Source organism: Rhodococcus sp. ARC_M6, assembly GCF_022810305.1.
GTDB lineage: Bacteria > Actinomycetota > Actinomycetes > Mycobacteriales > Mycobacteriaceae > Rhodococcus_F.
On sequence record NZ_JALGQH010000002.1, the window covers coordinates 465567 to 479212 of the forward strand.

The 13646-nt window shown below is 62.1% G+C and carries 1 protein-coding gene; it reads right to left on the reverse strand.

Translation table 11 applies throughout. The features are described 5' to 3' along the window. Positions 1 to 69 precede the first annotated feature (69 nt). A partial coding sequence (locus MTX36_RS05090; RefSeq protein ID WP_243618628.1) for a non-ribosomal peptide synthetase occupies positions 70 to 13646 on the reverse strand: 13577 nt, incomplete at its 5' end.

Sequence of the window (13646 nt, forward strand, 5' to 3'; positions counted from 1 at the left end):
GCTGATCCGGTACTGAGTGACATTCCCCGTCATCGTGACCGGAAAACATCCACGCAGTCGGTCATCCCCTCAAGTACCCGCAGTGAGGGCACGGGCAAGTGCCGGTCCGATGATCGCCAGCGCCCCGGGTTCGATCATCTCGTTGTGTCCGCAGTCCACTGGCCGCTCGTCGATTCGACCGGTCACGAGCGGCCTCCACTCCTGCGACGACCGCACATTGGTGGCGCCGTCCCCGTCGCGCAGAGCGGGAAAGACCAGCATGTTGCCATGAAAAATCTGCGGCACGAATTGGTGTCCGATACGCCGGGAACTCTCGTAGCCGGAAGCGATCCGAGCGAGGTCACGCGCGCTCACTCCGGTCTCGGTCCCGAACGACTCGCTTAGCAACTGTGCCGCGCGTTCGTAGGTCATGTCACCGTCCATCTCCATGTCGATGTCGAGCCCCAACCCGAGCAGCAACTCCCGCATGTCGAGGTCCCCGGACTGCGGATCTTCGCCATTCTCGGGATAGCTGTCCATGACCGCCAAGGTTGCGACTTCTTCGCCCGCCATCTGCAGGTCGACGGCCATCGCGTGCACAATCACCCCGCCGAGCGACCAACCGAGCAGATCGTACGGACCGGTGGGCTCGATTGCCTGAATTTCCTCGACGTAGCGGTGGGCAAGTTGTTCGATCGAGCGGTATTCACCGTCACCACTGATCGTCGGCAGTTGCAGCCCGTACACAGGCCTGTCCGGGGGCAGGTGCTGCACCAGCCCAGCGTATCCCCAGGCCAATCCGATTCCCGGATGCACGCAGAACAACGGTCGTCCATCTCCCTGCGAGCGCAACGGAATCACCACGGCGAGTGCCTCTTCCGCGCCTGCGCTCTGCGTAGGAATGTCGAGGCGGCGTGCGATTCCGGCCGGAGTGGGATCGAGGAACATCCATTGCAGCGGAATCTTCCGATCCAATTTTGCGTGCAGTGCGCCGACGATCTTGGTGGCGACGAGGGAACTTCCACCGAGGTCGAAGAAGCTGTCGGCCGTACCCACCTTCTCCACCCCGAGAACCTCCGCGAACGCTTCCACGACAATGCGCTCGGTCTCCGTTGTCGGCGCGCGAAATGCGGCAATGCTCGAGCCGAACTCCGGGGCGGGCAATGCCTTTCGATCGAGTTTGCCGACCGGCGTCATCGGAATCCGATCAAGCACGACCACTGCAGCCGGCACCATGTGTGAGGGCAGACGCTCAGACGCGTACGTGCGTAGTTCTGCGGGCACCACATCCTGGCCGTCTCGAGCTCGCAAGTAGGAGACAAGTACCGTCTCACCCGATGGGCCGGGGACCCCGATGGTGGCAACAAAACCAACCGCCGGATGGCGCGCGAGCACGGCGTCGATCTCTCCGAGTTCGATTCGGAAGCCACGGACTTTCACCTGAAAGTCGCTGCGCCCGATGTATTCGAGGGTGTGACCGGTGCCGTTCCCGGACTCGCGCCAGCGCACCACGTCGCCGGTCCGGTACATCCGGCTACTCGGGTCGCCGAAGGGACAGGCTACAAATCGTTCCGAGGTCAGCGCCATCCGATTGTGGTACCCGCGCGCCATACCTGGACCGGCGATATACAACTCACCGTGTACGCCGGCCGGGACGGGTTGCAACCGGTCGTCAAGGACCAAGAACCTGAATCCCAGCGCCGGTGCCCCGATATTCACACCCTCACCGGGACGCATCGGCGCACTGACACTGGCCTGAACGGTGGTCTCCGTCGGCCCGTACCCGCTGTGCAAGCTCCGCCCCGGCGCCCATTGTGCAACCACTTCCGGTGGGCATGCCTCCCCCACCAGATCAAGAACACGAAGTGAATCGAGACCGTCTTCACCGAGGGACGACAGAGCTGTCGGCGTGATGGTCGCATGGGTCACGTGCTCACGTTTGAGCAGATCCGCCAACTCGGTGCCGCCGTAAACTGTGGGCGGAACGATCACGACCCGCGCCGAAGCGCTGAATGCCATCATCAGTTCGAATACCGATGCATCGAAACTCGGGGAGGTCAACTGCGAGACCCGAGCGTCGTGCGTGACTTCGAATCGTTCTCGCGTTTCCGCGGCAAAGTTGGCCAACCCCTGATGAGTGACGTTGACTCCCTTCGGTTTTCCGGTGGACCCTGACGTGTAGATGAGATAGGCCGGGTGCGCGAGATACAGCGGACTGGTTCGGTCATCGTCGGTAAGCGGTGCCGACGACACAGCTGCCAACTGCTCGGCAAAGTCCGCATCGTCGAGCACCAACCACGACACCGTGTGCGGAAGCTGACTCCGGCTGCCTCGCAACGTCAGACCGACCGATGCCCCGGAGTCGGTGAGCATGTAGTCGATACGTTCAGTGGGATACGCCGGATCCACCGGCACAAATGCTGCACCGGCCTTGGTGATCGACCAAATCGAGACCACCGCCTCGATCGAACGCGGCATTCCTAACGCCACAAAGGTTTCCGGACCAACTCCGTGTCCGCGCAGAACCCGCGCCACACTGTTGGACCACTTGTCGAGTTCGCGGTACGTGATCTGCCGATCCTCGTAGGACAGCGCGACGGCGTCGGGATCGAGTGCGGCGGCGGCTGTCAACATGTCGGGCAACAGTGCCGGTAGGACGTCGGGCAGGCCTCGCGCCGGCGCCAACTCTCGACTCTCTCGCTTGCCGAGCAGTGGGATTTCGCCGATCGCCTCGTCGGGATCTTCGGTGACAGCAACGAGAATTCGAACGAATCGATCGGCGAAACTTCGGACGGTGTCACCGTCGAAGAGATCGGTGGCAAAGTCGACCGCTCCGGTCATCCCGGCCGGTTCACCGTTCGAATCGAACTCCTCCGCCAAGAGGAATTCGAGATCGACCTTGACGACATCGAGTTCGGGGTCGGCTCCCTCGATTTCCAATCCCGGCAGGTGCAGCACCGGTCGCTCGTTGTTCTGAAATTCCAGGGAGACTTGAGCAATCGGTGAATACGCCGTCGATCTGGTCGGCCCGACTTCCTCCACCACACGTTCGAACGGAACGTCGGCGTGCGCGAAGGCACCGAGGTCGACGTCGCGACAGTGCGCCACCGTGCTCGTGAACGACCGCGCGGCATCCACCTGAGTACGTAGTGCGAGTGTGCCCACGAACATGCCGACAAGATCGTCGAGGCTGCGTTCCCCACGACCGGCAATCGGCGTTCCGATCACCACGTCGTCGGTGCTGCCCAGCCGTGCCAGCAGGACCGCGAGCGCGGCGTGGATGGTCATGAATTCGGTGCAGCGCAATCTCCGCGACAGTTCCTTGATGCGCCGATGAAGGTCTCGGTCGACGGAGAAGTGGATACGTCCCCCGCGGAAAGATTGTTGCGACGGCCGGTCACGATCGGTAGGTATTTCCAGAAGATCTGGCGTTCCCGCCAACGTCGTCGTCCAGTAGTCGAGTTGCGCCGACAACAGCGACTCGGGATCTTCATCGGAACCCAGCACCTCTCGTTGCCACAGGGCGTAATCGGCATACTGCACCGGGAGCGACGACCACCCCGGGACGTTGCCGCTCACTCGCGCCCCGTACGCCGCCATCACGTCGCGCACCAGTGGAACCATGGAGAACCCGTCAGCGGAAATGTGGTGCACTACAACGGCAAGTACGTGTTCCGTTGTGGTCAGCGCAAATAGTCCGACGGACAACGGTGCACGGACTGTGACATCAAAACCTGCCGAAACCAGACGGGCAAGCTCACCGCGCAGGTGTTCCTCGTCCACAACAGCCACGGATGCCAGTGTGGAAACAACACTCTCGGCGGGCAGAATCTGCTGAACCGGCCCGGACTCGCGTTCTGGGAACACTGTTCGCAACGACTCGTGCCGGCGTACGACGTCCGTAATTGCTGTGCTCAACGACTCTGTGTCGAGTTCACCGCGCAGTCGCACCACAATCGGAATGTTGTACGCCGGTGATGTGGTGTCCAGTTGATTGACGAACCACATTCGCTGCTGAGCAAACGAGAGCGGAATATCTTCCGGCCGTGGGCGACGTGCAAGGGTCGGACGCTCTGACCGTTCGTGCGCCGCGACACCTTCGATGCGCGGGGCCAGCGCCGCGACGGTCGACGCTTCGAACAGGTCCCGCACCCCGTTGTCGGTGCCAAGCAACGCTCGGATTCGGGCCATCACCCGGGTAGCATTGAGGGAGTTGCCACCGAGGTCGAAGAACCCGTCGTCGGCGCCGATATCTTCGATCCCGAGAACCTCCGCGAAGATACCCGCCACAGCCACCTCGATCGGGCCCGACGGAGCACGGTATTGCACTGTCCGAGAATCGAAGACGGGTTCCGGCAGTGCCGCACGGTCCAGCTTTCCGACTGCTGTCAGCGGAATGCGTTCCAGCACCATGATCGACGACGGCACCAGGTGCGTCGGCAGGCGCTCAGCAAGCGCCCGGGTGAGCTCGGCGGCATCGAGAGAGCGTCCCGGGGTCGGCACGACGTAGGACGCCAGCAGTGTGTCGCCGGCGGGTCCGGTCTGCGCGAGGGTCGCAGCAAATCCGACGTTCGGCTCCGACATGAGAACACCGTCGATCTCGCCGGGTTCGATCCGGAACCCACGGACCTTGACCTGAAAGTCACTGCGGCCCACGTACTCGAGGGCGTACTCGGCTGTCCATCGCACAATGTCGCCGGTGCGGTACATCCTCGCCCCCGGCTGGGACGGGTTTGCAACAAACCGTTCGGCGGTGAGCGCCGGCCGGCGGTGATACCCCCGGGCCAGTCCCACTCCGGCGAGATACAGTTCGCCCGGAACACCCACGGGGACTGGTTGCAGCCGGTGATCGAGTACCAGTTCCGTCACACCTCGAATGGGCCCACCGATGGTGATCGGCATCTCGGCGACCATCGGTCTGCTGATGTTGGACATGACCGTGGTCTCGGTCGGTCCGTAGGCGTTGTACAACCGACGACCCGTTGCTCGGATACTCGGGAGATCGAGATCGGCCCACTGAGCGACAAGTTCGGGTGGGCACGCCTCGCCGCCGAACACAACGTCGGCAAGAGAATCCAGCCCCGTCGGATCGAGTGACGCCAACGCAGCGGTCGTGATGAAGGCATGGGTGACGCGTTCGCGTTTGACGAGGTCCGCCAGTTCGTTGCCACCGTAAATGTCGGTCGGCACGATCACCATGGTCGCACCGGCACCGAAGGCCTGCAGGTACTCGAACACCGATCCGTCGAAACTCGGAGTCGAAAAATGCAACGTGCGGGATTGTGTTGTCGCTCCGAATCGTTCGATCTGATCGCGAGCAAAATTGTCCAGTCCGCGATGGGTGACCACCACGCCCTTAGGCTGGCCCGTAGACCCCGACGTGTACACGACGTAGGCGGCACTATCGAGCGTGTCTGCGGGGATTCGGTGCAGGCGACTCCCGGATCGCTCGGCGCATTCTCGCGCGAAGTCCGGATCGTCGAGAACCATCCAGTCAGTGCTGCCAGGCAACCGGTTTCGGTGCTCCATCGTGGTCACACCGAGCGCAACTCCGGAATCGCTGAGCATGTGAGCAATGCGCTCGTCCGGGTAATTGGGGTCGATGGGCACAAACGCCGCTCCGGTCTTTGCTACCGCCCACACCGACAAGACCGAGTCAATGGAGCGCGGTATCCCGATTGCCACAAAGGTTTCCGGGCCGGCGCCTCGATCGATGAGCGCACGTGCCAGACGGTTCGATCGTTTGTTGAGATCCCCGTAGCTTACGTCAACATCCTTGTAGGACAGCGCAATCGCGGAGGGATCCAGGGCAGCCGAATCTTCGAGAATCTGCGGCAGAGTGCGGATAGACCCACCCGCTCCGCCGCTGACCGGCACCAGACCCTCATGCTCCCGCTCGGTCAGCAGCGACAGCGCGGCCAACGGCTGATCTGGACGGTCACAGGCCTCGAGTGCCAGCACCAGCCGCGCCGCGATGCCGTCAACTGTATTCGCGTCGACGACATCTGGAAGGTACTCGAACTTAAGACGTAGCTGAGTATCGACGGACGCTACCAAGCTCAACGGATAGTGGGCGGCGTCTTTTGCGTCCACTCCGACCACTCTCATTCCGGCGATATCGCTATCGGTGGTCAGGCCGCCACGATCCACCGGATAGGACTCGAACACGGCCAGTGTGTCGAATCCGACCTCGGGTTCCGCGGCCCGCCGAATCTCAGACAGGCCGATGTAGTGGTGATCCAATAACGCAGCCTGCTCGGCCTGAACCCGCTCCAGCAAATCTCCCAGAGTTTCGTCAGGCCGCAACCTGATTCGAATAGGAAGCGTGTTGATGAACAGTCCGATCATCGTCTCGATCCCGGCAAGTTCCGGTGGCCGACCCGAGACCGTGGCACCGAACACCACGTCGTCGCGGCCGGTCAGCGCGGCGAGCACAATCCCCCACGACACCTGAACGATCGTGTTGACGGTCAGACCGCGCGAGCGCGCGACGTCGAGGAGCCGTGCGGTCTGGTCCTCGGAGAGGTCGAAAACCCACTCCTGAGAAATCGTTGACAGTTGCTGCCCCCGGCCAGACGGAAGCAGCAACGTCGGCCCTTCTACCCCGGCCAGGGCCTGCGCCCACATCTCCTGCGATGCAACCTGATCTCGGTTCTTCATCCACTCCAGATAATCGCGATATCCGCGCACCCGGGGCAACGAAGCTTGGTCGCCATCCGTGGCATAAAGCGTCAGCAACTCCGTAATCAGCAGCGGCATCGACCACCCGTCGAGAAGAATGTGATGGTTGGTCAACACCAGTCGATACTTTTCCGGCGCAGTCTTGATCGCCATGAACCGAATCAGCGGTGCCCGGGTCATCTCGAACGGACGGAGCCTGTCATCGTCGAGGAGCCGCTCCACATCAATCGAACTCGAATCGGGTGTCGTCAGATCGACGTCAGTCCACGGTATTTCCACCCGCGACCGGACAGCCTGGATCGTGTTGCCCTCCGCGTCATGCAGAAATGCCGTACGCAAGTTGGAATACCGGTTCAGTAGAGCGTCGGCCGCACGGCGCAACCGAGGCACATCCACGGAGCCGACAAGATCAAGGCTCAACTGCACCAGATAGGCGTCGACGGACTCGTCGGCGAGTTCGGAATGAAAGTGCATTCCGGCCTGCAGCGGCGACAGTGGCCACACGTCGCTCAGGTCTGGAACTCGGCTCTCGAGTTCTTCGATACCATCCTGCGGAAGCTCGACGAGATCCAAATCCGACGGCGTGAATCCAGTACCACCAGCTTGCGCGTGTGCGCTCAGAGCGTGCAACGCCTGCACCCACCCCTGCGCAAGTTCATCAACCTCCTCTCGGGTGATCACACCCGGCGGGAAAGTCCATGTCGAGGTCAACACGGGGCCGTCATCGGTGTCGACGGTCATTGCGTTGACATCGACAACGGCGGCAAGGGGCAGGCCCGCAGTCAACCTTTCACGCAGTCCGGGTTCCTCGATCGGCACCCAGCCGTCGGCGCTCCCGGTCGAGCTCCCGCCCAATCTCCCGAGATAGTTGAAACTGATCTGAGGCATCGCCTGAGATGAAAGCAAGTGCGCTGTATCAGTATTCAGATATCGAAGGAGACCGAAACCGATCCCGTGATCGGGAACCGCGAGAAGTTGTTCCTTCACCTTCTTGATCGCGGCACCGGCGGACGGGCCCCCAGCGAAGGCGTCGTCAAGATCCACGTCGCGCAGATCGAGTCGTACCGGGAAGATCGTGGTGAACCATCCGATTGTGCGAGAGAGGTCCGCTCCGGGCGCCAACTGCTCTTCTCGTCCGTGACCTTCGAGGCTCAGAAGTGCTTCCGCCACATCGACCCCACGGCGTCGACGCCAACGGATCAACGCCAGAGCCAACGCCGTCAGCAATCCGTCGCCCACGCTGCCGTGGAAGGCCGCCGGCACCGTCGTCAGTAGGGTCTCGGTCAGCGACGCCGGAACCCGTACTTCTACATCCGCAGCAATGAACTCGGTATCGGAAACGGCGAGTGGTCGCGATCCCAGCATCGGATCGGGTGCATCCAGCATTCCCCGCCACAACTCGAGTTCTGCGATACACCGAGGATCGTGGGCGAAATCTGCGAGTGCGTGCGCCCACCGGCGCATCGATGTCCCGGCAGGCTCGATCGTCGGCTCCGAACCGGACTGCAGTTGCGCGCATGCACTTCCGAGGTCGGGCATCAGGATCCGCCAAGACACACCGTCCATCGCGAGATGATGGACCGCGATCAGCAACCTCGCGGCGCTGCTGTCGTCCCTGTCGTCGCTGTTGTCACTGTCCAGCCAGACCACCTGCAGCATCACGCCCGACTCGGGATCGAGGCGATCAAGAGCCGCGTCGAGTTCCCGCGCCGCGAACTCGCCGTCCGCTCCGGATCCCTCCACCCGACGGACAATCGCGGCCGCACGCACCGCCCCTTCGTCCGCTACCTCCAACCCCCAACCGGTTTCAGTGCTGTCGGTCCGGAATAACCTCGCCCGCAGCAGATCGTGTCGGTCAACCACTACCTGCAATGCCCTCGTCAGGGTGTCTACGTCCAGTGTCGTGGGGAGCGTGAACAGTGCCGACTGTGAATAACGGCGGAAATCCCCGCCGCGTCCGAGCATCCACGACGCGATCGGCGTCAACGGAATTTCCCCGATGCCACCCCCGGCCAGTTCCGGGAGGACAACCACCTCGTCGGCAGTCCCCGCTATCTCGGACAGTGCCGCAACGGTTTTGCGATCGAACACATCACGCGGCGAGATCACTACTCCGGCAGCTTTAGCTCGGGTGACCAGCTGGATCGACATGATCGAATCCCCACCGATCGTGAAAAACGAGTCGTCGACGCCGACGGCATCGAGACCCAGTACCTCCGCGAACAGGTCAGACAAGATGCGTTCTGTGCCGGTGACCGGCTTCCGACTCGGGGTCACATTATTTCCGAAGTCTGCTTCGGGTAAGGCTTTTCGATCCAGTTTGCCATTGAGTGTCAGCGGCAACTCGGGCAAGGCCAGCACTGCCGCGGGCACCATGTACGAAGCCAGTGTTTGCGCCACTTCATCGATGATCGCGACCGGATCTATCACCGCACCGTTCTCCGGCACCACATACCCGACCAAGCGATCCCCATGCGCTGTCACCGCCGATTGCGCAACCCCGCCGCATGCGAGCAGTACAGACTCCACTTCACCGAGTTCGATGCGATAGCCCTTCAACTGAACCTGGAAATCGTTGCGCCCAAGGTACTCCAGCGTTCCGTTCGCGTTCCACCGGCCGAGATCACCCGACCGGTACATCCGCGATCCCGGGGTGAAGGGGTCGGGAACAAACCGGGCAGCGGTGAGGGCAGACCGGCCGAGGTATCCGCGCGAGACCTGTGCGCCGGAGATGTACATTTCTCCGATAACACCGGACGGCACGGGATGGAGTCGCCCGTCGAGAACGTAGACCCGCAACCCGGGCAGGCCATGGCCGATCACCGACGCGGACTCGTGTGCCGCCAGGTCACGGTCAATCTCCAGATAACTGACATGCACAGTTGTTTCGGTAATGCCGTACATGTTGACCAGGACCGGGGCTGTTTCATCTCGCCGCTCGTACCAGCGCTTCAGATGCCCGAATTCGAGGGCCTCCCCACCGAAGATCACATACCGCACTGCCAGATCGGGAGTATCCGCCAGACGATCTACCTCGGCCAACTGATAGAAGGCAGTGGGCGTCTGATTGAGGACGGTGACGCGTTGCTCACGCAGTAGGTCCAGGAACTTCGAGGGTGAGCGTGCCGTGAAGTAGTCGACCAGCACCAGTCGACCACAGTGACAGAGCGCTCCCCACATTTCCCACACCGAGAAGTCAAATGCGGAGGAATGGAACATAGTCCACACGTCAGACGGCCCGAATCCGAATAGCGACTGCGTGTTTGCGAGCAAAGTGGCCACGTTTCGATGCGAAACCTGTACGCCCTTCGGCTGCCCGGTAGAACCCGACGTGTAGATGACGTAGGCCACCGAGTCGGGATGTAGCGGCCCCTGCCGGTCTCCGACTCCCACCGGAAGTGGCGAAAACTTCTGCAGTGCAGACACTATCTCCGGATCGTCGAGCAGGATCATCGGGAGATCGCTGGTACCGACTGCATGCGAGTCCGCAGTAGTGGTGAGGACACACCGCGGCTGCGCATCACCGAGAATGAACGCCAACCGCTCAGTCGGAGAGGTCACGTCCACCGGTACATAACCGGCCCCGGACTTCACCACTGCCAATATGGCCACCACAAGATCGACCGAAGTTGTCATCGCCACGGCCACTAGCGATTCTGCACCCACACCCTGCGCCAGAAGCAGCCTTGCGAGCCGGTTCGCTCGCGCGTCGAGCTCCCGGTATGTCACCGCGACGGTGCCGACTGGAGATACCGCCACAGTATCGCCTGACAAAACCACCGATCGATCAAATAATTCCGCCAAGGTCGCGGACGCGACAGCTGTTCCCGGGCGATTCGCTGACGTGAGCACATGTTCCGACGCCCGCAGGATGTCGATATCCCCCACCGGCTTCGTCGGATCCGTGGTGACGCTCTCCACCACTCTCAGGTATCGGTCCGAGATCTGCTGCGCCGACTCACGATCGAATACATCGGACGCGTACCGGAAGCCGGCACTGATTCCCGCAGGCGCACCATGCTCGTCGACGCGCTCCATCAGGCTCAACTGCAGATCGAATTTCGCGACGTCCAGATCCACATCGATCGACCGGACGGCAAGTCCAGGCAGTTCCAGGCGCAGCGCAGTGGTGTTCTGGAATTCGAGTAGCACTTGAAAGAGAGGTGTGTGCGAAGTCGATCGCTCGGGGGCAAGCTCGTCCACCACGCGCTCGAAGGGGATGTCCGCATGCTCGAATGCACCGAGGTCTGCCGCTCGAACACCGCTGAGAACTTCGGCGAACGTAGCCCCTGCGTCGACGCGGGTACGCAGGACAAGCGTGTTGACAAACATCCCCACGACGTCGTCGAGTTCCCGTTGGCCACGACCCGCTACCGGAGTTCCCACCACTACGTCGTCCGAACCCGACAGCCTTTCCAGCAGCACCACCAATGCGGCGTGCATCACCATGAACAGTGATGAATTACTTTGGTGTGCAAGATTTATCAGTGTTCGATGCAGCACGGGTTCGATGTCGAATGCAACAACTCCGCCGACTACGGACCGTTGTGCGGGCCGTGGCCGATCCAGTGGCAACTGCAGCAATTCCGGGATTCCCGACAATGTCCGCGTCCAGTAGTCGAGTTGGCCCGACACCTCCGAACGTGTCTGCGCATCCGTGCCCAGCACCTCGCGCTGCCACAGGGCGTAGTCGGCATACTGCACGGGAAGCGGTTCCCAACCCGGCGACTGTTGCCGTGCGCGGGCGGCATAGGCGAGCATCAAATCCCGCGCCAAGGGCGCCATCGACACGCCGTCAGCAGCAATGTGATGGACGACAATGGCAAGGACATGCCGCTCCGAAGCGAGCCTCAGCAACTTCACCCGGAGCGGAAGTTCTTCGGAGACATCAAATCCGACGCCGAAGAAGCAACTGAGCGAGGATCGCAATTCTCGGTCGGGAGTCGGGCTCAGATTCAGAGCAAGCGTAGTGGGATCGACAATCGCCTGCCAAGGCCCGTCCGCGGAGCCGGGAAACAAAGTTCGCAGAGACTCGTGTCGTTCAATGACGTCACCGAGTGCCGCTCGCAACGCATCCGGATCCAGCACTCCGTCCAACTGCAGTGCTACGGGGAGGTTGTAGGCCGGCGAGGACGTGTCGAATTGATTGACAAACCACATCCGCTGTTGCGCAAGGGAAAGGGGAATCCGGTCGGGTCGCAGCCTCCTGCTGAGCATCGGGGCAGCCGCAGTAGTCCGCGCTGTCAATTCGACCCACGCAGCCAACGCGGACACGACCGGTGCGTCGAACAACGCCGCGATTCCCAGCGTTGAACCAAGTGCACTGTTGATGCGCGCCACCGCTCGGGTGGCGCTCAGTGAGTCTCCCCCGAGGTTGAAGAAGCTGTCGTCAGCTCCCACTCGGTCGACCCCGAGGACGTCAGCGAAGGCCGTGGCCACCGCTTGCTCCGTCGGCGTGATGGGCGGACGATAGGTTGTTCCGCTGAAGTGAGTGTCCGGTAGCGCTTTTCGGTCCAACTTCCCATTCACCGTCACCGGCAAACCCGACAACACCACCAACACCGACGGCACCATAAACCCCACCAACTCCGACGCCGCACCCCCCAACACCACCCCCACATCCAACGTCACCCCCACCACCGGCACCACAAACCCCGCCAAATACTCCCCACCACCACCACCACCCCGCAACACCACCACCGCCTGCGCCACCCCCACCTGACGCAACAACACCGCCTCCACCTCACCGAGTTCCACCCGCTGCCCCCGCAACTTCACCTGAAAATCACTACGCCCCACATACTCCAACTCACCGCAAGGGGCCCAACGAACCACATCCCCCGACCGATACAAACGAGAACCCGAACCCCCGAACGGATCCGCCACAAACCGATCCGCCGTCAAATCACACCGACCCACATACCCCCGCGCCAACTGCACACCACCCAAATACAACTCCCCCACCACACCCACCGGCACCGGCCGCAACCGCGAATCCAACACAAACACCCGCGTATTCCACACCGGCACACCGATCGGAACCGCCCCTACCCCAACATCACCCGAACCGAACTCATGAAACGTCACATCCACCGACGCCTCCGTCGGACCATACAAATTATGCAACTCAACACCCGGCAACACATCCCGCAACCGCACCGCCGACACCACCGACAACGCCTCCCCCGACGCAAACACCCGACGCAACCCCACACACGCCGCCGCACCCGGCTCCGCCGCAAACACCTCCAACATCGACGGCACAAAATGCACCACCGTCACCGCCTGCTCCACAATCACCCGCGACAGATACACCGCATCACGATGCCCACCCACCGCCGCAACCACCAACCGAGCACCAACCATCAACGGCCAAAACAACTCCCACACCGACACATCGAACGTCACCGGAGTCTTCTGCAACACCACATCATCGCAGCCCAACGGATACCGATCCTGCATCCACAACAACCGATTCACCACCCCCACCTGCGGCACCACCACCCCCTTCGGACGACCCGTCGACCCCGACGTAAACATCACATACGCCGGATGCTCCGGCAACAACCGCGCCACCCGATCCGCATCCGTCACCCGATCCGACGAAAACCCCGACACATCAACAACATCAAGATCAACAACCCGAACCCCCACCGGCAACCCACCACCACCGGCGACCGTCAAAATCAACACCGGACCCGCCGACGACACCACAAACCCCACACGCTCCGCCGGCTGATCCACATCGATCGGCACATACGCCCCACCCGCCTTCACCACCGCATAAATCCCCACCAACAACTCCACACTGCGCCCCACCGCAACCCCCACCGACACCTCCGGCCCCACCCCCACCGAAATCAAAAACCTGGCCAACCGATTCACCCGAGCATCAAACTCCCGGTACGACAACACCGCACCCTCGAACACCACCGCAACAGCACCCGGAGTCCGCGCCACCTGCGCATCAAAGAGATCCGCCAACG